Source organism: Mediterraneibacter flintii, from assembly GCF_055387595.1.
Genome location: NZ_AP031405.1, coordinates 2140560 through 2164850, shown reverse-complemented (window position 1 = coordinate 2164850; position 24291 = coordinate 2140560). Strand labels below are relative to the sequence as shown.

Here is a 24291-nt window from a genome sequence, read left to right as displayed (position 1 = left end):
AAATCGAATTGCAATATAGAGAAAATGTAAAGTAGAGACATTCCATCATAAACGGTAGCCTTATGGTAATGGTTTCTAGAAATAGAAAGCCTATAATTATCTATAAGTAATTATTATGAGGAAAGGATGAACAGGAAGAGAATATGGAATACAAAAAGTTAGGACGTTCAGGCTTATGGATCAGTAGGCTTGTACTCGGAACGATGAATTTCGGAAGTAGTATAGAGGAAAAAGAAGCTTTTCGAATTATGGACGCGGCTGTAGAAATGGGGATTAATCATTTTGACACTGCCAATAATTATGGCAAGAGCATAAATCGGGAGGGAATATCCGAAGAGATTATTGGAAGATGGTTTATGAAGGGGGATAAAAGAAGAGAAAAAGTCATATTGTCTACAAAAGTATATGAGGCGATGAAAAGAAATGGGCCAAATGAAGAAGCTGGATTGTCTGCATATAAGATAAGGCGGCATTTTACGGATTCTCTTAGAAGATTACAGACAGATCACGTAGAAATTTATTATATGCATCATATAGACAGAAGTGTTTTATGGAGTGAAGTACTTCCAACATTCCATGGAATGATACAACGAGGAGACATTGATTATATTGCTTCAAGTAATTTTGCAGGGTGGAATGTTGCGGATATACAAAAAGAAGCAGAAAAAATGAATATGTTTGGATTAGTCTGTGAACAGCATAAATATAATCTTATGTGTCGGACTCCGGAATTAGAAGTAATTCCAAGCGTGGCTGCGCATGGAATGGGAATGATGGCATGGAGTCCATTAAATGGAGGGCTGCTTTCACGAAACGGAAAAAATAAGAGAATTATAGAACAAAAAGTTCTGTATAGGCTAGAAAGATTCCAAAAATTGTGCAGAGAACTAGGAGAAGCAGAGGATACAGTTTCTTTAGCATGGATTCTTAACAATCCGGCAATTACAGCTCCTATTATAGGACCTAGAACTGTAGAGCAACTTTACAGTGCATTACGCGCAGTGGAAATCAGCCTGGATGAGATGGTGTTGAAACAGTTAAACGATATTTTCCCAGGACCTGGAGGACAGGCTCCTGAAGCATATGCATGGTAAATTAGGAGGGAAGAAAAATGAGTATAGAATTGAAGAGACAGGAAATTCAACCTCTTGGCAGGTTAGGAATGACACATACAAAAGATGGTAGATTATGTTTGTTTGTGCGTAGCAAGACAGGAGAGCTTTTGTGGAATGAAGAAATAGAAGAAGGACAAATGGGTGAGTGGAACGTAATCGAGGAATACGGAGAAAAACAAGTGGATATCGAACGGGGAATCTATGCAGCGTTATACAAAAGAGACGGAAGGATAGGTGTGTTCGCTATAGGAATACACGGCGAGAGTCTAAACGGATGGTTAGAAGAGGGGGAGAGGAGAAAGAAGATTTGCTGGAATGAGTCAGGTGAACTTGTCGGAGAGACGATGGAGGTATGTGCAAGATGTAACGGGGGTATAGAGTTATTTCGATTAGATTTTGCAGGCCGATTATGGCATCAGTGGACGGATAAAAAGGGGAATTGGTCCCAATGGCAGGCGTTGGAAGGGCAGTATGGAACAGCAATTACGGTGACAAATAATAAGGAAGGATTTCCTGAAATATTTTTGATAAATGAAGAGAAGTCTATTTTGACAAGGAGACACCATGACGATGGACTATGGGGAGAATGGCAGGTGTTAAAGCAGTACAAAGCAGAAAAAATGAAAAGTATTCAGGAAAAAGATGGGACGATTCGTATTTTTTTGATTGAAACAGATGGAAAACTTTTAACCTGTAAACAGGGAAAGGAAATGGACACATGGGAAGGATGGGAGATACTGCAGGTAGAAGCATGTAGAGATATAGCACCTGTAATGGATAAAAATGGAAATGTAAGAGTGATTTCAGTATGCTATGATGGCAATATTATAGAGTATGTCAGAAAAGGGAGGTGGGAAACGGATAGAAAACATTTTATTAAGGCGGAGAAAATAGAATCTGCGAATGATTCCTTAGGCGGAGAATTTTATGCAGTAATAGGAAAAGACCGTTATCTTTATATAACAAAATAGGAGGTGTTTTTATTTGGAAGCGTTAGAACGTGCAAAGGCTTCTTCCTGCGGTGTGGATCCAGCAGGGATTGCTAAGATGTATGAAGAACTAGGGGAATGGAATGTACATTCTGTAATGATTACAAGAAATAACAAAGTAATTGCAGAAGGATGGTGGGAACCATATCGTCCGGAATATAATCATATTTTGTATTCTGTTAGCAAAAGTTTTGTAGGAACGGCAGTAGGATTCGCAGTTTCTGAGGGATTACTTTCAACGGAAGATTATGTACTGGATATTTTAGATGATATTCTTCCAGCAGCACCATGCAAAAATATGGAGAAATTAAAAATCCGGCATGTATTGACTATGAGTACAGGACAAAGGGATGAGCGAAACATATTTTCTGACGGAGAATCCTGGACATATTCTCTGCTAAGTACATACATTGATGAAGTGCCAGGAAAGACATTTCGGTATATCAGCAGTTCTACATATTTATTAAGTGCGGTGATTTGGAAACTAACCGGACAGACGGTATTTGAATATTTGAAGGAACGCCTCTTTAAGCCATTAGGATTTTCAGAAAACATTTGGTGGGAGACGTCTCCGGAAGGGTTAAATACAGGGTTTAATGGATTGAATGCGACAGCAGAAGATGTGACGAAGCTTGCTCTTTTATATCTGAACAAAGGAAAATGGAAAGGGAAGCAGATCTTGTCTGAAAAGTGGGTTACAGAAGCAGGAAAATTACAGATAGACAATATAGATAACGCAAAAAATCAGGAGTTAGGATACAGACAAGGATTTGGAAAATTTACAGAAGATTGGAAAAGTGGATACGGCTATCTGTTTTGGCACTGCAAAGAGAAAGAAGGTTATCGTGGAGATGGAATTTTTGGGCAGATGTGTATAATTCTGCCGAAACAAAATATGACAATTGCCGTGGCAGCAGGTTGTGAAGAACCAGGCAGGATATTGGATGTGATATGGAGAAATTTGCTTCCTGCTGTGGATGTGCCATTTGCAGATAAAAAAGCAGAAGCAGAATTAAACAGAGTTTTAGAAAATTTAAAGCTACCTATAGTAAAAGGTTCAAAATATCCTGCTAGTGGAAAGAAACATGTGAGACGAAAATACCATATGTCAGAAAATGAGATGGATATACAGACATTGGAATTAGAGTTCCAAGAAAATAGCCCGAATGTCATTACAATTACTACTTCAAAAGGTAGTTTTAAGGTCGAGATAGGGTATGAAAAATGGTTGTCAAATCAGAATGGATATGACCCAGATGGCTTTTCATGTGACAAGGTTATTTTTTTCCAGAGGGTGGCATGCACGGGTGCATGGCAGGGAGAGGAATATGTGATAAAGTTGGCATATACAGAAACTCCTTTTGTAGATATTATGCGAATTAAGATGCAAAAAGAGACAGTGGAAGTACATTATCGGCACACAGTAAAATACGGAAAAAAGGAATACAGCATTAATGGAATAAGGAATTAGGAAGTGACATAGTGTCATGTTTGGATTCCTTTGTGTTATGTAAAAGATACCGAAAAAAGATATAATTTAAGTAAATAAATTATCGATAATTTATAAAAGAACAGGAGGATATTATGGATTTTTCAAAGATACCATGTTTTGATAATCATGCACATTCCATTGATGGGAACCAGGAGCGTATTACTCCATTTGATTTTCTAAAAGGATACCAAGCATTAAAAGATCGTATGGAACCACCGAGTGGAGATTTAAGAGATCCGCTGTATGGGGGATTCTCGGAAGAATTAATTCTGCACACAAAAAGTACAGGCGTAGTATATTCTACAATTTGTCATCTTGCCAAACTTTTTTCATGCGACCCCATCCTTGAAACTGTAATAGAAAGAAGAAATCAGTATGTAGAGGAGCATGGCATACAGAAATATACACAGATGCTGTATGCAGAAGGAAACTTAATCGGAGGCGTCTTAGAGACAGACAATCCAGTCGGAGAGGATGTAGAAGATAAAATTCCAGGATTTCAAGTACTTCGCTTATACTCATTTGATCACAAAGTATTTGAACTGTTAAAAGAGACAAACAGTTATGATGAACTCTTGGAACGTTTTATTGAGGAAACAAAAAAAGCATTTGAGGATCCACACTATACAGGAATTAAATGCCATTTATCGGAAGTGTTTTCACATGCAGAGGCAAGACCGGTGTATAAAGAAGAAGCAAGAGAGGCATTTGCGGGAGCAAAAGTACATGGAAGAGAAGAACTGAAGGTTATTTATTTAGCGATGTTGACAGAGACAATGCTTCTGTGTCAGGAATTGGATGTGCCTTTGCATATTCATTCGGGGATTACAGGACATTCTACTTATCTTGGAGAACCGGGGATTGCAGGACAGGTTACAGTGAAACAGGGCAGCATGTTCGATGGAGAACCATTTGCATTGTCATTGTTTTTAACAAAGCCTGCATTTAGAAATACAAAAGTGGTATTTCTGCATGGAGGATATCCGTGGCTTAGAAATCTTTCCATGATGGCAGCATTCTTTCCGAATGTATATATTGATATGTCTTGCGCGTTGTCATGGACATCATTTGCCAGTGAGAGAACATTAGAGGAACTGATGAGTTATGCTCCGTTTACTAAAATTGTAGTGGGAAGCGGTCAAGGCGGTATTCCAGAAAAAGGGTGGATGGCAGCAAAAACAGCCAGAAATGCATTGAATTCCGTATTAAGCAGAGCAGTAGAAAACGGATTTATGTCCGAGGAGCATGCGGCAGAAACAGCAGAGAACATATTATACAAAAATGCTATGAGACTGCATAAACATTTTACTGTATAAAAGGAGGACAAAGTTTATGAAAATAGGAAAAAGAGTACTTGCGGTATTGATGAGTATGACAATGGTAGCAGGACTTGCTGCTTGCGGAAGCAGCCAAGAAGGGAAAAAAGATGGGGAGAGTGAAGATGAGAAAATCAAGATTACATTAATGGAGTGGGACAGCGGGGTAGACAACGCTAAGACGGAGTGGGAAGTATTTTTAGACACTTTTCCAGAATATAAAGATAAGGTAGAGATTGAAGTAGTGACAGGAGGAAGCGGTCCGATTGACATCATGGAAACCATGAGAAAGATGGTGGCTTCCGGAGAAACAGATGAAATGCCGGATATTATTACCTGTAACTGGGCACAAGTGCCAGAATATTATGAAATGGATATTATCAGAGATGTATCAGATGTATATGAGGAAAAAGGGGATGAGATTCTTACAGGGGTTGTTAACCTTATGAAATATGAGGATCAGTACATGGGATTTCCTGCGGAAGTAAAGACAAAGATATGGGCATACAGAAAGGACATGTTTGAAGCGGCGGGCGTAGATCCCAATGCATGCAAAACAGTAGATGATTTGATTGAAGCAGGAAAGAAGATACAGGAAGTGTATCCAGATTCTTATATTGAGAATTATACGGAAGTGCCTCAAGGATATGACTTGTTTGCATATTTTACTGGAAATGGAGCGCGGCTGTCAGATGAGGAAGGAAATTATATCTGCGCATCGGATCCAGGAGTGAAGGACGCGTTTGAATTTTATACGAAAATGAGGGAATCAGGAGTGGTAAGTACTACGATTCAAGATTTTTCAGAAGAATGGTATGCGGCTTTAAATGACGGTACAATATGTTCACAGGTACTGGCAGGATGGTTTACCTCTAATCATCTGCCGAACCAATGCCCAGATTTAGCAGGAAAATGGGGGCTTGCCCTGTGGCCTGAAGAAATCGCAGGAGGATCGGAATCCGGTGCGAAACTGATGATGGTCAATGACCTAAGCCCGAATGCAGACTTTTGTGTAGAACTTCTGACAAAATTCTGTTATACAGAAGAAAGTGCAAGTGCACTGTTCCACAGTGAGAGGGGAATTATTCCATATCTGAAATCGTGTGCAGAAAGTGAAGAATTTCTTGTGGAGAATGACTATTTTGGCGTAGACAGAATGGAAACAGAATTTAAAGCGATGGATTTATTAAGTGTATATCCATACACGCCAAACTCTTCTCTGGAAGAAACTATTATTGTACGGTACTTAGGAGAGTATTTATCTGGAACGATGGATTTAGATACCGCATTACAGACTGCAGAAGATGAAATGAAAGCGCAGATTGGAAATGCATATGATTAAAACGGCAGAGTAAAAAATATCGACTTTGTACATTTGGTACAAAGTCGATATTTCATAAAAGCGGAGCCATAATTATATGTAAGTAAAATGAGGAGCAGACGCAAATGAAGAGAATAAAGAAAAAAAGAAAATCTGACAAGGGATTTATACTGTTTTTATTGGTACCATTTTTGGTACTGCATCTGATATTTACAGTCATTCCTGCAGTCTATTCTTTTGTTTTGAGCTTTTTTAAATATAGAGGATATGGAGAAGCAAAATTTATCGGACTAGAAAATTATAAAAATTTACTTAGTATGGGTTCAACCTGGCGACAAATGGGAAATACAATGATCTATTATATTTCACATTTGATTCCCTGTCTTGTGATCGGATTTATATTGGCATATGCCGTTTACTGTATGGTAGGCAAGCGTACACAGCGAATCTATAAGCCGATATTTTATCTTCCCCAGCTTTGTGCAACAGTTGCTGCATCAATGGTTTTTGGAGTTATTTTTGGGACAAATATTGGTGTGGTAAATCAATTATTAGGAACATCAATTCCATTTTTAACAAATTTAAATTATATAAAAATACCGGTGATTATTTTGATCATCTGGAGGACTATGGGATGGTATTTTTTGATTTTGCTTTCTGGAATGAGCACAGTCAGTACAGATTTGATTGAAGCAGCAAGGTTGGATGGGGCAAGCCGGTGGAAACAGATTCGTTATGTAATACTACCGATTATGAAGCCGATTATTTCATTTCTGATTATTACAGAGACAATGTCCTCTATCAAAATTTACACAGAACCTGCTTTAGTTACAAATAATGTGACAGCTACTTCAATGCCGATCGCGGCAGCCCCCTTTGTGAATGTAATTGTCAGCAATCTGGATGGCGGACAATTTGGAATGGCATCAGCAGCAGGGTGGATACTTTTTGCAGTAATTTTGATTTTTACGTTGGTTTATATGCTTATTTTTAATGAAAAAGGAGGGGTGTAAAAGATGAAGAAAAAGATTAGCAGGATAAGCCTACATGTGATACTGATATTTTTTTCTTTTATCACATTATATCCATTTTTCATTATGTTTGCAGGAGCGTTTAAGACTTCGTCAGAGCTAACGGTCAATGCGTCCGGATGGCCCATTCACTTTACATTGGAAAATTTTTCAAGATTATTGAATTATAATTCTCACATTATATCAAGAACATTCTTTAATGCAATTGGTGTATCCATTGTATCTACGGTTGTAATACTTATTTTGGCGTCACTGGCAGGGTATGCTTTTGCAAAATTTAAATTTCGTTTTAAACGCGGACTATTTATTTTCTTTTTAGCAACGATGATGCTTCCGTTGGAAGTAAATATGACTCCATTGTTTATTATGTTTTCAAAATTACATTGGCTGAATTCTTATCAGGTGCAAATATTGCCTGGAATTGCCAATGTACTGGCAATGTATATGTATAAACAATATATGGAGGGGTTGCCGGATTCAGTTATGGAGTCCGCCTATTTAGATGGAGCAGGAAAGTGGACAGTATATTCAAAGATTGTGATGCCGATGGTAAAACCAGCGACAAGCGCTCTTGCAATCATTATGTTTTTGGGAAAATGGAATGATTATTTGATGCCGAGAACGATGATTACAAAACAAGAGTATATGCCGATTATGGTTATTTTACCAACATTAAGCGATACAGGAACAAGTTATGTAATACCTTGGGAATTGATTTTTGCAGGATGTGTATTGATTACAATTCCTCTTTTGATTGTATTTTTTATATTCCAGGATAAGTTTATGAGCAGTGTTGTGATGGGAGCAGTAAAAGAATAAGGATAGACAGGGATAACAAATAGGAGCACAGAATATGGAGAAAATATATAGGGCAAATGAGAGCCGGTATCAGAATATGGAATATGGAAGATGTGGGCAGAGTGGGCTAAAGCTCCCTATTCTTTCTTTGGGACTATGGCATAATTTCGGAATACATAATAGTTTTGACATGATGCGTGATATGTGTGTTACGGCATTTGACCAGGGAATTACACATTTTGACTTGGCAAATAATTATGGACCAGAGCCAGGAAGCGCAGAAGAAAATTTTGGAAGAATACTTAAGACAGATTTGCAGACATACAGAGATGAGCTGATTATTAGTACAAAAGCTGGCTATGATATGTGGGAAGGACCGTATGGAAGCTGGGGCAGCAGAAAACATTTGATTGCAAGTCTGGAACAGAGTCTAAAGAGATTAGGATGTGAATATGTAGATATATTTTATCATCATCGTATGGATAAAATGACGCCGTTGGAGGAAACAATGGAGGCAATGGCATATATCGTTAAAAGTGGAAAAGCATTGTATATAGGAATTTCAAATTATGATGAAGAATATACAAAGCAAGCAGCAGAGATATTAAAAAAATTAGAATGTCCGTGTATTGTCAATCAGAGAAGATATTCGATTTTTGACAGAACAATCGAAGAAGATGGAGTAAAAGAATTTGCCTCTGAAAATGGGATCGGAGTGGTGGCATTTAGTCCTCTAGCGCAGGGGCTTTTAACAGATAAGTATCTAAAGGGAATCCCCGATAATAGCAGAATTGCAAAAGATCCACGGTTTTTAAAACCGAGTTGTTTAACAAAAGAAAAAAAAATGCAGATTAAGCAGTTGAATGAAATTGCGAACAGAAGGGGACAGACACTTGCACAGATGGCTTTGGCGTGGGTTGTAAAAGATGATAAAATCTGTAGTGCGCTCATTGGCGCTTCTACGCCACAACAGATTAAGGAAAATATGAAAGTGATAGGAAATCATACATTCTCTGAAGAAGAATTAAAAGAGATAGACAGAATCAGCGGAGGAAATAGACAAGGAGAAGAAAGATGACACACACATTTAGTATGCCAGAGATGATTCTATCGGGAGAAAATGCGATAGAAGAAGGAATGAAAAGAATACCAGGAGGGCTGAAAAAGGGATTTATTGTAACTGCACAGTGCAACATCGCATTAGGTTTTGTTACCAGGTTTACGGAAATATTAAAAACGGCAGGATATAGTTGGTTTATTTATGATAAGATCGACAGTGAACCTACAGATAAAATGGTGATGGACGGGGTAGAACTTTACAGAGAAGAAAACTGTGATTTTTTGATGGCAATAGGTGGGGGCAGTGTCCTGGATGTTATGAAGGCGGTCGGACTACTAATCTCAAATCCGGGGGAGATAGCGAGTTATATGGGAAATAAGGCGGATTTAAATCCACTTCCTTTTATGGTGGCCGTGCCTACAACGGCAGGAACAGGATCTGAGGCAACTCAATTTACGATCATTACAGATACGAAAAGAGATATTAAGATGTTGATAGGTGCGAAGGAACTGATGCCCAGACTTGTTATTTTAGTACCGGAATTTACAATGACGACACCTACAATGGTTACTATATCTACAGGAATGGACGCCCTGATTCACGGTATAGAAGCTTTTCTGTCGAAAAAAGCACAGCCTTTGAGCGATATATTTGCACTGTCGGCAGTTCAGAGAATTATGAAGTACTTGCCGGTTGTAACAGAAGACGAAAGAAACAAAACAGGACGGATACAAATGACATATGCTGCTTTAGAGGCGGGAATTGCATTCAATAATTCTTCGGTAACATTGATTCATGGGATGAGTCGGCCAATCGGTGCTTTGTTTCATGTGCCGCATGGCCTGGCAAATGCAATGCTTTTGAAAGAATGTATGTATTTTATGGCAGACAGCTCTTATGAGAGAATGGAAATTTTAGCGAGAAGAGTTCAGCTGGCTGCGTCAGGAAAAGATACAAAAGAGAATGCAGAGAGATTTTTGAAAAGGTTGGAGGCACTGTGTGAGCTTTGTAAAATACCGACAGCGGAGGAATATGGAATTGACAAAGAATATTTCTTAAAGGTAATAGACAAGATGGCAGACGATGCCCTTATAAGTGGAAGTCCGCAGAACTTGAGGAAAGAGGTCACAAAATCGGACATCATTCAAATATATACAAGGCTTTGGACTTAAGAAAAAGACAAGGAGGTATGACATGACAAAGGACAGAGTGGAATCTGGTGGTTTTACACTTCCAGGGGAAGCTGGATATGAGGCACTGACGCTTAGACTGGCAGAGAAATGGGGAGCAGATGTGATACGGGACAGTGATGGGACAGAACTGTCTTCAGAAATTTTAGAAGCAAGGTACGACATTTATTCTACAATCTGTATCATAAGGGACCACAATGCATGGGCAGAAAAAAACAGAAATAGATTACAGCAGACGTTTTTAATGACACAGCCAGAAACAGCTTGGTCAAATGAAATATCATTTTTTCTTTTAAAGGATTTTTCAGAAGAACAGTTTGAAATAAATGACAGTGTAGAGTCTTTAGAATATTGGGAAGTATTTGATCGGACGACGGGCAAAAAGATAGATAGAGCTTGCTGGCATTATGAGAAAGAAGAACAGTGTGTAAAAATAAAAGGAATCCTCCCATGGCACAAATATACGGTTTCTTTTTTGGCGTATAGAATTTGGGAAGAGATTTCTATGTATAATCATAAGACAAACCATTGGGATAAAGAACACCTCCTGCAAATAGATCCTCGGTATAAGGAGGTAAGAGACTATATGAAAGACTGGCTTAGACAGTGGTGTGAACGACATCCGCATACAAATGTAGTAAGATTTACTTCCTTATTCTATAATTTTGTCTGGATATGGGGGAGCTCTCAAAGAAAATTAAATTGGTTTACAGACTGGGCATCGTATGATTTTACAGTTAGTCCAAAAGCATTAAAGGAATTTGAGGCATGTTATGGCTATGCTCTGTCTGCGGAAGATTTTATAAATCAAGGAAAGTTGCATGTTACTCATATGCCGGGGAATCAAAGAAAAAGAGACTGGATGGAATTTATTAATACATTTGTGGTTTCTTTCGGAAAAGAATTAATTGAAATTGTACACAAATATGGAAAAAAAGCATATGTTTTTTATGATGATAGTTGGGTAGGAATAGAACCATACGGTATACATTTTAAAGATTTTGGATTTGATGGAATAATCAAATGTGTCTTTCATGGGTATGAGGCACGTTTGTGTAGTGGAGTGGATGTAAAAATCCATGAGTTAAGACTTCATCCGTATCTGTTTCCTACGGGAGTGGATGGCTCTCCAAGCTTTTTAGAAGGAGGAAATCCAAAAAAAGATGCACAGAAATACTGGCAGTCAGTAAGACGGGGAATTCTGCGTGCTCCGGTTGAACGAATTGGCCTGGGAGGTTATCTACATTTAGTAGAAAAGGCACCAGAATTTGAAGAATATATTACCTGTATAGCAAAAGAATTTAGGAAGATCCGGAAATTGCATGAAAGTGGGAGACCGGCTGTGCTAAAACCGAAAATCGGAGTGCTGCATTATTGGGGAAGCCTTAGATCTTGGACATTGTCCGGCCATTTCCATGAGACATATAAGCACGATTTGATTCATATCAATGAAAGTTTAGCAGGACTTCCATTTGATGTAACGTTTCTAAGCTTTGAGGATATAAAAAACGGAACGCTTAAGGAACTTGACGTAGTTATTAATGCAGGATATGGAGGGAGTGCATGGAGTGGGGGAGAAGTGTGGAATAAGACAGAAATCATAGAAAAACTGACTCAATGGGTATATGAGGGTGGTGTATTTATTGGGGTTAATGAACCCTCTGCGGCTCCTGGAGCAGATACCTATTTTCGGATGGCCCATATATTAGGGGTAGATGAGGATAGAGGAGAACGTGTCTGCCATGGCAAATGGAAATTCGAGGCAAGAAGAATAAAGGGATTGATACCTTCAAACGCGTATGTAAAGAAAAAAGAAAACATCTATCTTACAGATGGGAAAGCACAGGTTCTTCTAGAGGAAGATGGCATTCCTACGCTTACGTTATATAAGGCAGGAAAGGGAACAGGCATTTATATGGGAGGCTATGAACTTAGTTTAGAAAATATAAGAATGCTTCAGAACTTAATTCTATATGGAACAGGAGAATCTTTAGAACAGGAGGGAATTACGGAAAATTTGTATACAGAATGTACCGTTTTCCCGAATGTAGATACTGCGATTATCATTAATAATACGGAGAAGAGACAAAGTACAACCATCTGGTTGAAAGGGAAAAGACGGGAAGTAGAACTGGAAGCGTTTGAAAGCTGTTTTATACAATTGTAGGAGAGGGAATCTAGCAGAACAAAACAGACAGCATTTCGATTCTGTATAATAGATGCTTAAAATGAACGGTAGCACAGAAGGAAAAGTGCTGTCTGTTTGTTTTTACATAAAGGCTTAATCTGCCGGTGTGATTTGTCGGATATCGCTGTCTATAATAAGTGAGTAATTGGTATAGTAGACGACAAATCCTGGTTTGCCGCCCTTAGGCTTTTTAACATGTTTTTTTTCTACGTAATCGATCTCCACTTTTTTGCCGCCGCGCATACTGGAATAGTAGGCGGCAAGCCTGCCTGCCTCTTCGAATGTAGAGTCCGGAAGCTCACGTCCTTCTGATTTGACGATGACGTGAGAACCAGGAGCATCTTTTGTGTGGAACCACCAGTCGTTTCCAACGGCAAAATCAAAGGTGAGTTCGTCATTTTGCAGATTGTTTTTTCCAACGTACATATGAAATCCGTCACTGGAAATATAGTGGAGTGGACGATTTTTAATTTTTATTTTTTTTCTTGTAAACTTCCGGCGCATATATCCGGAACGAATAAGTTCTTCTTTAATCTCCGCGAGATCTTCCTCTGTCAGCGCAATATCCAGTGCAGTTTGAATAGATTCCAGATATAAAATTTCTTCTTTTGTCTCCTGGCTTAAATGGGAAAGTGCCTCAAAAGTGCGCTTTTGCTTGTTGTATTTATCAAAATAGCGCTGTGCATTTTCTGCCGGCGTTTTCCCCGCATCTAGAGGAATGGAAACCATTTCGTTTGTATAATAATTTAGAGCTTCCAATTTTTTTGCACCTTCCTCCAGATTGTATCCGTAAGTATGAATCAATTCCCCATATATTTTGTATTTATCACGATTTAGAGTATCCTTTAGTTGTTTGAGCTGCAAGTCATATTTCTTTCGGTTTCGTTCTAATGCAGTTTGAACAATGTGGCGCAGATCCGCTGATTTCTGCCGAATACGGGTAAGAGTATTGCGCAGGGAATAATAGGTTTCAAGGACAAGACAGATGGAAGAAAACTCTCTGCGGCTACAGTTTTTAAAATGGGTGAGAGGCAGAGAGGAAAATTCCGTTGGCTCTGCACCGTCGTAGTAGATGGCAGGTGTAAAGTTGTTGTTCTTTATATCAGACAAATAAATATGAAACTGATTGTACAGATGATGCAGTACGTCACCGGAAAACTCCTTTGCCGGGATTGAAGAATCTATGCCGCACAGAAATGCAATTTCCTCTGCCACGATTGGACTGATACCCGTAAAGCTTGTGTAAATTGCTTTCGAAAGAGGCGCTGCCTTTTCTGTCAGCAGAGAAAGAAACATTTCCTCTGATACGCAGAAAGGATCTGCTTTTTTCATCGTGTCTGGGATGAAATAGGATCTTCCAGGCAGGACCTCGCGCACAGAGCTCATTTGTGCGGAGACGTGTTTAATGCTGTCAATGATGTTTCCTTTGGCATCGCAGAAGATAATATTACTGTGCTTTCCCATGATTTCCACAACCAGCTCCTTCTGGCACAGATCTCCCAATTCGTCCAGGTGTTCGATTGTAAAATGCAGGATTCTCTCTAATCCAGGCTGCCATATATTCACAATCCTCCCACCGTTTATATGCTTGCGCAAGAGCATACAGAAGTTGGGGGCAGTCATAGGACTGGGTTTATTTTCTTCTGTCAGGTAAATCAAAGGAAGAGAAGCACTGGCCGAGATGTAAAGCCTTTTCTGGCCGGCAGCAGATTTCACAGTCAACAGTAGTTCATCTGGCTCGGGCTGTGCAATTTTTGTAATTCTTCCATTTAATAGTTCTGTTTTTAATTCATAGACGAGATTCGCCACGACAATTCCATCAAAAGCCATAATTATCCTCAATTCATATAGTATTATCTCTATGTGTTTTCCTGTTCGGAAATAGTAAAATCGTAGTCTTAAACTTAATGCAATAATTATACCACATTTAAGGCTTGCTTTCATCAGATTGCATCCAATTGTCTATAATTTTCTCAAATTGTTTTTACTTATTCTGCATACGGTTTCCATTCATAATGACCCGGTTTGAACCGATTATACCCTTAAATTTCTAACGTCACAATCAATCTTTCTTGATGAAGTTTGGCTGAAACAGCTCCGTCCAGTTTTTCCACTAATATTTTTACAACAGAAAGTCCAATCCCTGTACTTTCATTATGCCTTGATTTATCGCCTGTATAAAAACGCTCAAACAGTCTGTCAGGATTTAATTTTGTGTCTTTGGATACTGGGTTTTCAATAGAGAAAATAATTTTGCCGTTTTCTTTTTGGGTCAAACTTAAATTTATTGTTCCCGTACTATACCGTACCGCATTAGTTATCAAATTTTGAAAAATTCGTTCTACCATGATACGGTCAGAAACAAGCATAACAGAATAATCTGGAAAATGAAATTTAGGCAAAATCCCTCTTTTCTCTAAAGATGGTGCATTTTCGGCAATCAAATCAAGCAATAGATTAGATAAATTAAATTTCTCTTTTTCGGGCATCACATTTTTTGTATCTAAAACAGAAATTTCGTAAAAATCGGATATAAGAGATTTCATTTTTTCTGCTTTATTCAAAATTACTAATACACGCTGTTTCTGCTCTATTTTCGATTCTGATTTTTGAAGTAATTGCAAATGTCCCAGTATTACAGTTAATGGTGTTCGTAAATCATGTGAAATATTGACAATGGATTCTTTTAAATATTCCTCATGTCGTATTGCCTGTGCAACAGTCTGACGTTGCTTATTGTTATATTTATTCAATATTGCCGCTAATCTTTCTAAGTCTTTGTCAACGAGAGAAATATCTAACATTTTTTGAGAATTTCCGCTGACTAAGTTTGTGATTTGTTTTGTTATATTTCGTATTTGCCGTTTTAGCAGTAAATGTTTCCAAAGCAATATCAAGCAAAAAAATATTAAAATAAATATTGCTGTTTTCACGCCAGACACCTTCTTTTCATTTATTTAAAATCACTTGTCCGGAAATTACGCCATGTTAGAATAGCGAATATACCTATCCATAGAACACCTGCCATAACCGCTGGAAAAAGAACAAATTTTATATTACTAACTGCTAACCGAATTTGATAAGTTGGTAAAAATGAAACAGGAAATTTCATCATCATTCCATACCCTAAATATAAACTTAACACAAATAGCGTGACTGCTGTAACCGCTACAGATTTAGCAGTATTTTTAAAGCAAAAGCAAATCCATATTGCAACAAAAAAAATACCACTATTTAGTAAAAATGAATAGAATATGTTTTTTCCGACATGATAAATAAAATTTCCGATATCTGGAATACTGAAATATCCATATTCTTTTAAACACCCTGCAAATGGATAAATAACTGCCATAATATTAAAGAAAATCAGATATACAATAACCTTACTAATAAAAATTTCTTTTCTTGAATGTCCTGCAGTGATCTCTAAAACAATCGTGCGATTGGAAAATTCCTGCCCTAAAATCAATGCAAGCAGACAAGAAATGATAATGAGCAAAAAAGTAGAGTCATAAACCATTTTGTCAAAAATACCAGAAAGAGATATGGCAGTTGCACTATAAATCAAGTCTTGCACATAAGTATCTGCCGTAAAAAAACCAATCAAAAAAACCGTTGCCGCACCAAGCCAATACACCCGATTATGCAATAAATGATATTTTTCCATTCTAAGTAAATTACTCATTTAGATACCCCCTTTATTTTAAATCGGAACGATTAAAAATGACAACAGCTCCAAAATATAAAACTAAAATCCACAAAATATCTACTGGAATTATCGGCAATAGGAAACTATTTTGTTGTAAAGCAATAAGGCGAAATTGTCCCATTGGCAAAAACATTCCTATCTGTTGCGCGTGATTTCCGTTCATAACAAAAATCATCAAAAAGAAAACGGTTATAGATACTGCCAGACTTCTCCCTGTATCTCGGAAAATAATTGCAAGAATAAATGGAAGAAAACACATAGAGACTGTTGAAATTAAAATAATAAAAACATCTGTCCAGTTGATACATATTGGAAGATTGAATTTTAATATACCTACAATTCCATAAAATACTATGGGTAATAGTAGAAGTATCATGCACGCAATTATATAAATAAATGTTTTTGCAAATAAAATAGAACTTCGTTTATGCCCTGTATAGATATAAGTATGTAAGGTTTGCTGTCCAAAGTCGTTTCCTACAAAAAGTGCAGTAAAAATAATTATTAGGAAATACAGCAGCGGTGTATTATATAATGCCGCACAAAAAAAATCTGTCGTTAAACCTTTACTGTCCAATAAAAGTACACCATACAAAAGAAAGGATAATACTTCTAATATCAAAAAACTTTGGCTATGAACCAGTTTATAAATTTCAGCTTTCAGAAGATTTACCATTTTTAAATCCTCCTACTCTGCTTAAAAAATAATCTTCCAATGTATCGCCAGATAGTGTAAGACCTGTCACAAGAATATGCGCATCGGAGAATACCCTTGCAACCTGTTCTATATTGTCTAAGTAGTCATACAATCGGATTGTTCCATCTGGCATTACTTTATAATTATCTGTACAAAGCTGTTCGCTTAAAACAATAAGTGCCTGTTTTGTATCAAGAGTTTGAATGGCAATGTGGCGTTTACAACGCTCATCTAATTCTTGAGCAGAAATTTTTTCAATGATTTTTCCATTATCAATCAAAATAAATTCCGTTGCAGTCTGATACAATTCTTCTAAAATATGGCTTGAAACAAGAATTGTCATTCCGTATTCTCTGTTCAATGTCTTTAACAAATTTCTGACATCAACAATCCCCGCCGGGTCAAGCCCGTTAATTGGTTCATCTAAAATCAAAAACTCCGGCGTGTTCAAAAGTGCTGTTCCAATTCCAAGACGTTGCCGCATTCCCAACGAAAAATTACGGACTCGTTTATTATTCATCTGATGTAAGCCCACTAATTTTAAAGTCTTTTCAATGACTTCCTTATCGGGAATCCCCCGTTGAATACGTTGTATCTCCATATTTTGGAAAGCAGTCAAATTCGGAAATAATGCAGGAGTTTCAATCATACAGCCAATTCTTTTCCTTTGCTCCTGCAATTCTGCCGGATTTGATTTTCCCCATAAACTAAGCGTTCCGCTTGTTGAAAACGCTAATCCTGTTACCAATCGCAATAAAGTAGTTTTTCCTGCTCCATTTTGTCCGATAAAGCCATAGATTTTTCCTTGTTCAATTTGCAAACTGATATGGTCTAATGCCAAAGTATGTTTATATTTTTTTGTAAGATTTTCTGTTTCTAAAATAACTTCGCTCATAATAACAGACCTCCTCTATAGCTTCAGTATAAACAGCAATTATAAAGAATTTCTTAAATCATACAGGGAAAAGTTAAAAAAATCATAAAGCTAAGAGTTTAACTCCTAGCTTTATGCAGACGATAGCCAATCCCCCAGACAGTATCTATATATTCTTTTTTAGGGCATAATACTTTCAGTTTATTACGCAAATTACTGATATGGACATTTAATGTATTATCCTCGCTGATATACTCGGTGTTCCAAACATTTTGAAAGAGGTTTGCTTTAGAAAATATTTTATCTGGGTACTTCATCATTAATTCTAAAATTGCAAATTCTTTTGCGGTTAAAGACAATTCCTTTCCTTGTAAGAAAGCTGTATTTTTATTTATATCTAAAATTAAATCCTCATACTGTAACCGGCTTTGCGGTGCTTTCTGAAATTGCACTCGCCGTAAGCTGCTTTCAATTCGAGCAAGCACTTCTTCCATATCAAAAGGTTTCGTAATATAGTCATCTGCCCCCAAACGTAATAAATCCACTTTGTTCTGGGTTGTTTCTTTTGCAGATATAATAAGAACTGGAACAGTGTCAGATTTTCTTATGTCGGAAAGAACAACATCACCACTCCGATACGGCAACATAATATCAAGAATCACCAAATCTATTGTGTCTTTTTGCAGAATTTCCAATACACGCAGTCCGTCATATTGACTGATTACCTCGTATTTGTTTTCTGTCAAAAAATCGGATAATAATTTATTGATTTCCACATCATCTTCAATTATTAAAATTTTATACTGCATATTTTATCTCACTTTTCAAACTATAACTTCCTCTATTTTTGAGTAATAGTATAATATATTCCTCTGGTGCAGGTTGGTTATTACCCAAATATCGCTTGAAGTTTGCCTGTACTTCCAGGTTGGTGCTGTCCATGGTTTCATCAATGGCAGCTTCTATATTTTCTTATATTTCTGATAGTCAGACACTGCTTAGTTTTGCACCAGCCTTTCATATTTTTTTAAATTATACCACAAGCAGCTTATATTTTGTCAAAAAGAAGGAGTTTTTACTTAATTTTTGTATCAGCTCAGCCGCAATAAGCACGAAGTGCGGTTTTAGGAATAGCGCGGGCTGGACTGTTACTTATTTTTAAAAAGAGAAGCTGTATTTTGAGGCTATAAGGGATTTTCCCAAAGACATAAAAAAGACTGTTTGAAGGTTGACCTCACACTATTGTAGGGGGTATAATAGCGTAGGTGTACAAAGGAGAAATATCTGCCTTTTGTACTGGCTCCAATTTTAATTATAAAAACAGGGGATACATAATATGATAAAAAGCATGACTGGCTATGGAAGATGTGAGATACAAAAGGATTCCAGAAAATATACGGTGGAACTAAAAAGTGTGAATCACCGCTATCTGGACGTCAATATCCGTATGCCAAAGAAACTGAATTTTTTTGAAACAGCAATCCGAAATCTGCTGAAACAGTATGCAAATCGCGGAAAGGTGGATATATTCATCACCTATGAGAATTTATCTGAAGGAGAAGGGGCTTTGAAGTATAATGCGTCTCTTGCAGGTGAATACTTGAAGTATTTAAAGCAGATGGAGGAAGAATTTTCTTTAGAAAATGATGTCAAGGTGTCCGCTTTGTCCCGTTATCCAGAGGTACTTACGTTAGAGGAACAGTGTGAGGATGAAGAAGAGCTTTGGCTGGGATTAAAGGATGCGCTTACCGGAGCGTTCCAGCAGTTTGTGGAGACGCGTACTGCGGAAGGAAGACATTTAAAAGAAGACATTCTTGAAAAATTAACGGGAATGGAGAAGCTGATTGCATCAGTGGAGGAGCGTTCGCCCCAGATTATGGCAGAATACAGAGAAAAACTGGAGACTAAGGTAAAGGAACTACTTTGCGATACGCAGATAGAAGAAAGCCGGATTGCAGCGGAGGTGATTCTGTTTGCAGATAAAATCTGTACAGATGAGGAAGTGGTGAGGCTAAAAAGCCATGTCTTGAATATGCGGAAGACTTTAGAGGAAAAAGAAGGGATCGGCAGGAAGCTGGATTTTATTGCTCAGGAGATGAACCGAGAGGCAAATACCATTCTTTCGAAAGCGAATGATTTGGAAGTATCTAATTATGCGATCGGGCTAAAGACAGAGATCGAAAAAATCAGAGAACAGATACAAAATATAGAATAAAAAGATAACGAAGTATAAAAAAGTTGGAGAAAGATATGAGAAAAAGAGGGATTCTGATTGTTGTTTCTGGATTTTCCGGTGCCGGAAAAGGAACACTGATGAAGGAGCTACTTTCTAAGTATGAAGAAACGTATGCATTGTCTATCTCTGCTACTACAAGAAGCCCAAGAGAAGGGGAACAGGAGGGCAGAGAATATTTTTTCAAGACAAAAGACGAATTTGAAAAAATGATTGCGAAAGAGGAATTGATCGAGTATGCTAGATATGTGGAAAATTATTACGGGACACCGAAAGCATATGTAGAAAAAATGCTCGATTCCGGAAAAGATGTGATTCTGGAAATTGAAATCCAGGGTGCATTGAAGGTAAAAAAGAAGTTTCCGGATACGCTGCTTTTGTTCGTCACGCCGCCGTCGATTGCAGAACTGAAAAAGCGTCTGGTGGGGAGAGGAACGGAGACAATGGAAATGATCGAGTCCCGTATGAAGCGGGCTGCCCAGGAAGCGGAAGGCATGGAGCTCTACGATTATCTGATTGTCAATGATGATCTGAAAGCCTGTGTAGAAGAGATGCATGCCATTATCCAGGGAGAACATCTGCGCAGCAGCCGTAACAGTGAATTTATACAGGAAATAAAAGAAGAATTAAGAAAAATTTGAAAAAGGGATCAGAAAGGAGAAAGGATTATGCTGCACCCATCTTATACAGATTTAATGAAAGTGGTAAATAAGGATGTTGAAGAGGGAGAGACAAAGATCGTAAACAGCCGGTATTCGATTGTTCTTGCGACATCCAAGCGGGCGAGACAGCTCATAGATGGAGAACCATCTCTCGTTCATACAAAAAACGGAGAGAAGCCGCTTTCCATTGCAATCGAAGAACTGAATGAAGGAAAGTTAAAGATTATCGCTGAAAACGCAGAAGAATAAAAAGAAAGGACAGATGCGCATGTGTGGTATCTGTCCTTTCCACTGTAAAGGAGACAAGGATGAAGGTATTGTTTATCTCTCTTGGATGTGATAAGAATCTGGTGGATACAGAAGTGATGCTGGGACTTTTAGATTCGAAAGGATACCAGATGACAGATGATGAGGCAGAGGCGGACGTAATTGTGATCAATACCTGCTGCTTTATCCATGATGCGAAGGAAGAAAGTATCCAGAACATCCTAGAGATGGCAGAATATAAAAAGAACGGAAAAGTAAAAGCACTGATTGTGACAGGCTGTCTCGCACAGAGATACCGCGAGGAGATTTTACAGGAGATACCGGAGGTGGATATTGTTCTGGGCGTGACTGCATATGATAAAATATTGGAAGCAGTGGACGAAGCACTGAAAGGCAAAAGTGAAGTGATACTCAAGGACAAGGATATGCTTCCACTCGTGGATACAAAGCGGCTTGTCACTACGGGAGGACATTTTGCCTATCTGAAAATTGCGGAAGGGTGTGACAAATGCTGTACATACTGTATCATACCTAAAATAAGGGGGAATTTTAGAAGTGTTCCCCTGGAACGACTTTTAAAGGAAGCAGAAGAACTTGCAAAGCAGGGAGTCAAAGAGTTGATTTTAGTAGCGCAGGAGACGACGCTATACGGAACAGATTTATATGGGAAGAAAACACTGCCTCTTCTATTGAAAGAATTATGCAAAATTGCAGGACTTAGGTGGATACGGTTACTATACTGCTATCCGGAGGAGATCACAGAGGAGCTTATCCAGGTGATGAAGGAAGAAAAGAAGATCTGCCACTATTTGGATTTGCCGATCCAGCACGCAAGTGATGCGGTTTTAAAACGGATGGGAAGAAGAACCACAAAGGCGGAAATAAAAGAAATGATTGCAAAGCTGCGGAAAGAAATTCCGGACATCTGCCTGCGGACTACTTTGATTACAGGATTTCCCGGAGAGACAAAAAAGCAGCATGAAGAATTGCTGGAATTTATAGATGAAATGGAATTTGACCGTTTGGGTGTATTTACATATTCCGCGGAAGAGGATACCCCCGCAGCCGGCATGCCGGATCAGATTCCAGAGGAGGTAAAAGAGGAGCGACAGGCGGAGCTGATGGAGCTTCAGCAGGAAATTGCCTTCGACAATGCAGATGCGATGGTTGGAAAAGAAGTATTGGTGATGGTAGAGGGAAAGGTTGCAGATGAGAATGCATATGTAGGACGCACTTATCGGGATGCACCAAATGTGGACGGGCTGATATTCATCAATACAGAAGAGGTGCTGGTATCCGGAGACTTCGCTAAGGTGAAGGTAACAGGCGCCATAGATTATGATTTGATAGGAGGATTAGTAGAATGAATCTGCCAAATAAACTGACGGTTTTAAGAGTAATAATGGTTCCTTTTTTTGTGTTTTTTATGCTTACAGATGTAGGAGGAGCAGCAAATAAGTGGATTGCTCTTGCACTTTTCGTGATTGCCAGCCTAACAGATATGCTGGATGGGAAGATAGCAAGAAAATACAATCTAGTGACAAATTTTGGGAAATTTATGGATCCGCTTGCAGATAAGCTGCTCGTATGCTCAGCTATGATTTGTTTGATTCCGCAGAAAAAGCTTTCTGCCGGAATTGTGATTGTGATTATTGCAAGAGAATTTATTATCAGTGGCTTCAGGCTGGTGGCATCCGACAATGGAATTGTGATTGCTGCAAGCTATTGGGGAAAATTTAAGACCGTATTCCAGATGGCAATGATCATTGTTCTAATTGCAGATTTTGGAGGTGTATTTGATGTAATTGGAGAGATTCTCATCTGGATTGCGCTCGCGCTTACGCTCATTTCACTGTTTGACTATATTATGAAAAATAAGCAGGTGCTGACACAAGGAGGCATGTAAAATGGAATTAGAAGAAAAAGTGGTTGAAGCGCTTTTTAGACGTCATATGACAGTTACTACGGCAGAATCTTGCACAGGAGGGCTCATTGCAGGAACGCTTGTCAATGCGGCAGGAGCATCAAAGGTACTGTGTGAAGGATACATTACGTATTCTAATGAAGCAAAAGAACGCTTGGTGGGCGTGCAGCGTGAGACGTTGGAGAACTATGGTGCCGTTAGTGCACAGACTGCAAAAGAGATGGCTCTTGGAGCAGCGAAAGCGGCAGGAGCAGAGGCGGCGTTGAGTGCGACGGGAATCGCCGGACCAGGTGGGGGAACAAAAGAGAAGCCGGTGGGTCTTGTTTATATCGGTTGTTTCGTGGACGGCAATGTGACAGTGAAGGAATGTCACTTTAATGGAAGCCGGATGGAGAACCGGCTGATGACTGTACAGACGGCGCTTAAGATGCTGCTTGAAATGTTAGAGGAAAGACCGAATTAGCGTGGAAACTTGTACAAAGTACCGATTGACGAATGTCGAAAATTGTGCGAAAATACCTGTATATGGTGCAGGGCTGACCTTTCGCGGCAGGTGGCGTGAGGTCGTCCGTTTTTGTGCGGAAAAAGGCAACGTGCCGTATAGGAAGAAAATTATAGATATTTGAAAGGAGTTTTAACATGATTTATTCACATGAAGTAGAAATGATGTGTCCGGTGGCTCAGGGTGCTAATCACGGACCAGCTCCGATTCCGGAAGAAGCAAAATGGGTGCAGGCAAAAGAGATCAAGGATATTTCCGGTTTGACACACGGTGTAGGCTGGTGTGCTCCGCAGCAGGGAACATGTAAGCTGACGCTCAACGTGAAAGACGGAATTATTCAGGAAGCGCTGGTTGAGACAATCGGATGTTCTGGAATGACTCATTCTGCAGCTATGGCATCTGAGATCCTTCCGGGAAAAACAATTTTAGAGGCATTAAACACAGACTTAGTTTGTGATGCAATCAATACAGCAATGAGAGAATTGTTCTTACAGATTGTATACGGAAGAACACAGAGCGCTTTCTCAGAAGACGGGCTTCCGATCGGTGCAGGATTAGAAGACCTTGGAAAAGGACTGCGTTCTCAGGTAGGAACAATGTATGGAACATTGGCAAAAGGTCCTCGTTATCTGGAAATGGCAGAGGGTTATGTAACAGGTATTGCTCTGGATGAGAAAGATGAGATCATAGGATACCAGTTCGTAAGTCTTGGAAAATTCACTGACTTTATCAAGGCAGGCGATACACCAAATGATGCTTGGGAAAAAGCAAAAGGACAGTATGGCCGTGTAGCTGATGCAGTGAAAATTATCGATCCACGTAAAGAATAGTCAAAAAGGCGGGCAGAAAATGCAGAAGTGAACCACACTGGCAGGAACAAAGTTCATTTTGCATCCGCGGCAAATGGATACAGATAACATTAG

At 38.6% G+C, this 24291-nt stretch carries 23 protein-coding genes; 17 read left to right on the top strand and 6 right to left on the bottom strand.

The genetic code is table 11. From position 1 onward, the window contains the following. The first annotated feature begins 143 nt into the window (after positions 1-143). The 10 genes from ACZ5C4_RS10215 (at position 144) to gnpA (ending at position 12479) form a co-directional block, all read left to right on the top strand. On the top strand, positions 144-1094 hold the full coding sequence (locus ACZ5C4_RS10215) for an aldo/keto reductase (RefSeq protein ID WP_464520899.1): 951 nt from the start codon (positions 144-146) through the stop codon (positions 1092-1094). A 17-nt stretch (positions 1095-1111) separates the two neighbouring features. Beyond that, positions 1112-2086, top strand: coding sequence for a DUF8189 domain-containing protein (locus ACZ5C4_RS10210; RefSeq protein WP_464520898.1), 975 nt, complete (start codon positions 1112-1114; stop codon positions 2084-2086). 13 nt (positions 2087-2099) lie between these two features. Continuing rightward, entirely contained in the window at positions 2100-3575 is a 1476-nt protein-coding gene (locus ACZ5C4_RS10205; protein WP_464520897.1) for a serine hydrolase domain-containing protein, read from the top strand. Between the two features lie 113 nt (positions 3576-3688). Next, a complete protein-coding gene (locus ACZ5C4_RS10200; RefSeq protein ID WP_464520896.1) occupies positions 3689-4912 on the top strand; it encodes an amidohydrolase family protein in 1224 nt (407 codons plus the stop codon). A 16-nt stretch (positions 4913-4928) separates the two neighbouring features. Then, positions 4929-6254, top strand: a complete 1326-nt coding sequence (locus ACZ5C4_RS10195) for an ABC transporter substrate-binding protein (RefSeq protein ID WP_464520895.1) — start codon at positions 4929-4931, stop codon at positions 6252-6254. A 104-nt stretch (positions 6255-6358) separates the two neighbouring features. Then, positions 6359-7246, top strand: coding sequence for a carbohydrate ABC transporter permease (locus ACZ5C4_RS10190; protein WP_464520894.1), 888 nt, complete (start codon positions 6359-6361; stop codon positions 7244-7246). Positions 7247-7249: 3 nt separating this feature from the next. Then, positions 7250-8083: a carbohydrate ABC transporter permease gene (locus ACZ5C4_RS10185; protein ID WP_464520893.1), complete on the top strand. Its 834-nt coding sequence runs from the start codon at positions 7250-7252 to the stop codon at positions 8081-8083. A 43-nt stretch (positions 8084-8126) separates the two neighbouring features. Next, on the top strand, positions 8127-9140 hold the full coding sequence (locus ACZ5C4_RS10180) for an aldo/keto reductase (protein WP_464522331.1): 1014 nt from the start codon (positions 8127-8129) through the stop codon (positions 9138-9140). Next, positions 9137-10294: an iron-containing alcohol dehydrogenase gene (locus ACZ5C4_RS10175; protein WP_464520892.1), complete on the top strand. Its 1158-nt coding sequence runs from the start codon at positions 9137-9139 to the stop codon at positions 10292-10294. Before ACZ5C4_RS10180 ends, ACZ5C4_RS10175 begins: the two co-directional genes overlap by 4 nt. A 22-nt stretch (positions 10295-10316) precedes the next feature. After that, positions 10317-12479: a 1,3-beta-galactosyl-N-acetylhexosamine phosphorylase gene (gene gnpA / locus ACZ5C4_RS10170; protein WP_464520891.1), complete on the top strand. Its 2163-nt coding sequence runs from the start codon at positions 10317-10319 to the stop codon at positions 12477-12479. A gap of 114 nt (positions 12480-12593) precedes the next feature. On the opposite strand, the gene ACZ5C4_RS10165 is transcribed toward gnpA, so the two are convergent. The 6 genes from ACZ5C4_RS10165 to ACZ5C4_RS10140 form a co-directional block, all read right to left on the bottom strand. Next, entirely contained in the window at positions 12594-14330 is a 1737-nt protein-coding gene (locus tag ACZ5C4_RS10165; protein WP_464520890.1) for an Rqc2 family fibronectin-binding protein, read from the bottom strand. Between the two features lie 212 nt (positions 14331-14542). Next, positions 14543-15433, bottom strand: a complete 891-nt coding sequence (locus tag ACZ5C4_RS10160; protein WP_464520889.1) for a sensor histidine kinase — start codon at positions 15431-15433, stop codon at positions 14543-14545. A 20-nt stretch (positions 15434-15453) separates the two neighbouring features. Next, positions 15454-16185, bottom strand: a complete 732-nt coding sequence (locus tag ACZ5C4_RS10155) for an ABC transporter permease (RefSeq protein WP_464520888.1) — start codon at positions 16183-16185, stop codon at positions 15454-15456. 13 nt (positions 16186-16198) lie between these two features. Then, positions 16199-16885: an ABC transporter permease gene (locus tag ACZ5C4_RS10150; protein WP_464520887.1), complete on the bottom strand. Its 687-nt coding sequence runs from the start codon at positions 16883-16885 to the stop codon at positions 16199-16201. Next, complete coding sequence (locus ACZ5C4_RS10145; protein WP_464520886.1) at positions 16863-17801, bottom strand: ABC transporter ATP-binding protein; 939 nt, start codon at positions 17799-17801, stop codon at positions 16863-16865. The genes ACZ5C4_RS10150 and ACZ5C4_RS10145 overlap by 23 nt, the downstream gene beginning before the upstream one ends. Positions 17802-17899: 98 nt before the next feature. Beyond that, positions 17900-18589: a response regulator transcription factor gene (locus tag ACZ5C4_RS10140; protein ID WP_464520885.1), complete on the bottom strand. Its 690-nt coding sequence runs from the start codon at positions 18587-18589 to the stop codon at positions 17900-17902. 527 nt (positions 18590-19116) lie between these two features. On the opposite strand from ACZ5C4_RS10140, the gene ACZ5C4_RS10135 reads away from it, so the two are divergent. From ACZ5C4_RS10135 to ACZ5C4_RS10105, 7 genes are all read left to right on the top strand, one after another. Beyond that, positions 19117-19995 (top strand): YicC/YloC family endoribonuclease, encoded by an 879-nt coding sequence (locus ACZ5C4_RS10135; RefSeq protein WP_464520884.1) that lies wholly within the window; start codon positions 19117-19119, stop codon positions 19993-19995. A gap of 35 nt (positions 19996-20030) precedes the next feature. Then, entirely contained in the window at positions 20031-20654 is a 624-nt protein-coding gene (gmk, locus tag ACZ5C4_RS10130) for a guanylate kinase (protein WP_464520883.1), read from the top strand. Positions 20655-20681: 27 nt separating this feature from the next. Next, on the top strand, positions 20682-20924 hold the full coding sequence (gene rpoZ / locus ACZ5C4_RS10125) for a DNA-directed RNA polymerase subunit omega (RefSeq protein WP_186874362.1): 243 nt from the start codon (positions 20682-20684) through the stop codon (positions 20922-20924). A gap of 59 nt (positions 20925-20983) precedes the next feature. Next, entirely contained in the window at positions 20984-22309 is a 1326-nt protein-coding gene (gene rimO / locus ACZ5C4_RS10120; RefSeq protein ID WP_464520882.1) for a 30S ribosomal protein S12 methylthiotransferase RimO, read from the top strand. After that, entirely contained in the window at positions 22306-22848 is a 543-nt protein-coding gene (pgsA, locus tag ACZ5C4_RS10115; RefSeq protein ID WP_186874364.1) for a CDP-diacylglycerol--glycerol-3-phosphate 3-phosphatidyltransferase, read from the top strand. Before rimO ends, pgsA begins: the two co-directional genes overlap by 4 nt. A 1-nt stretch (position 22849) precedes the next feature. After that, entirely contained in the window at positions 22850-23329 is a 480-nt protein-coding gene (locus ACZ5C4_RS10110; protein WP_464520881.1) for a CinA family protein, read from the top strand. A gap of 176 nt (positions 23330-23505) precedes the next feature. Beyond that, positions 23506-24198 carry an iron-sulfur cluster assembly scaffold protein gene (locus tag ACZ5C4_RS10105; protein WP_464520880.1) on the top strand — a complete coding sequence of 231 codons (693 nt, stop codon included), beginning with the start codon at positions 23506-23508 and terminating at the stop codon, positions 24196-24198. The last annotated feature ends 93 nt before the right edge of the window (positions 24199-24291 follow it).

Bases quoted from the DNA above. Each gene is read 5' to 3' on its own strand.
- ACZ5C4_RS10150 (WP_464520887.1), bottom strand. From the start codon at position 16,885: ATGGTAAATCTTCTGAAAGCTGAAATTTATAAACTGGTTCATAGCCAA.
- ACZ5C4_RS10105 (WP_464520880.1), top strand. From the start codon at position 23,506: ATGATTTATTCACATGAAGTAGAAATGATGTGTCCGGTGGCTCAGGGT.
- rpoZ (WP_186874362.1), top strand. From the start codon at position 20,682: ATGCTGCACCCATCTTATACAGATTTAATGAAAGTGGTAAATAAGGAT.
- ACZ5C4_RS10210 (WP_464520898.1), top strand. From the start codon at position 1,112: ATGAGTATAGAATTGAAGAGACAGGAAATTCAACCTCTTGGCAGGTTA.
- ACZ5C4_RS10135 (WP_464520884.1), top strand. From the start codon at position 19,117: ATGATAAAAAGCATGACTGGCTATGGAAGATGTGAGATACAAAAGGAT.
- ACZ5C4_RS10145 (WP_464520886.1), bottom strand. From the start codon at position 17,801: ATGAGCGAAGTTATTTTAGAAACAGAAAATCTTACAAAAAAATATAAA.
- ACZ5C4_RS10215 (WP_464520899.1), top strand. From the start codon at position 144: ATGGAATACAAAAAGTTAGGACGTTCAGGCTTATGGATCAGTAGGCTT.
- gmk (WP_464520883.1), top strand. From the start codon at position 20,031: ATGAGAAAAAGAGGGATTCTGATTGTTGTTTCTGGATTTTCCGGTGCC.
- ACZ5C4_RS10165 (WP_464520890.1), bottom strand. From the start codon at position 14,330: ATGGCTTTTGATGGAATTGTCGTGGCGAATCTCGTCTATGAATTAAAA.
- ACZ5C4_RS10140 (WP_464520885.1), bottom strand. From the start codon at position 18,589: ATGCAGTATAAAATTTTAATAATTGAAGATGATGTGGAAATCAATAAA.
- ACZ5C4_RS10185 (WP_464520893.1), top strand. From the start codon at position 7,250: ATGAAGAAAAAGATTAGCAGGATAAGCCTACATGTGATACTGATATTT.
- ACZ5C4_RS10195 (WP_464520895.1), top strand. From the start codon at position 4,929: ATGAAAATAGGAAAAAGAGTACTTGCGGTATTGATGAGTATGACAATG.
- ACZ5C4_RS10175 (WP_464520892.1), top strand. From the start codon at position 9,137: ATGACACACACATTTAGTATGCCAGAGATGATTCTATCGGGAGAAAAT.
- ACZ5C4_RS10200 (WP_464520896.1), top strand. From the start codon at position 3,689: ATGGATTTTTCAAAGATACCATGTTTTGATAATCATGCACATTCCATT.
- gnpA (WP_464520891.1), top strand. From the start codon at position 10,317: ATGACAAAGGACAGAGTGGAATCTGGTGGTTTTACACTTCCAGGGGAA.
- pgsA (WP_186874364.1), top strand. From the start codon at position 22,306: ATGAATCTGCCAAATAAACTGACGGTTTTAAGAGTAATAATGGTTCCT.
- ACZ5C4_RS10155 (WP_464520888.1), bottom strand. From the start codon at position 16,185: ATGAGTAATTTACTTAGAATGGAAAAATATCATTTATTGCATAATCGG.
- ACZ5C4_RS10190 (WP_464520894.1), top strand. From the start codon at position 6,359: ATGAAGAGAATAAAGAAAAAAAGAAAATCTGACAAGGGATTTATACTG.
- rimO (WP_464520882.1), top strand. From the start codon at position 20,984: ATGAAGGTATTGTTTATCTCTCTTGGATGTGATAAGAATCTGGTGGAT.
- ACZ5C4_RS10110 (WP_464520881.1), top strand. From the start codon at position 22,850: ATGGAATTAGAAGAAAAAGTGGTTGAAGCGCTTTTTAGACGTCATATG.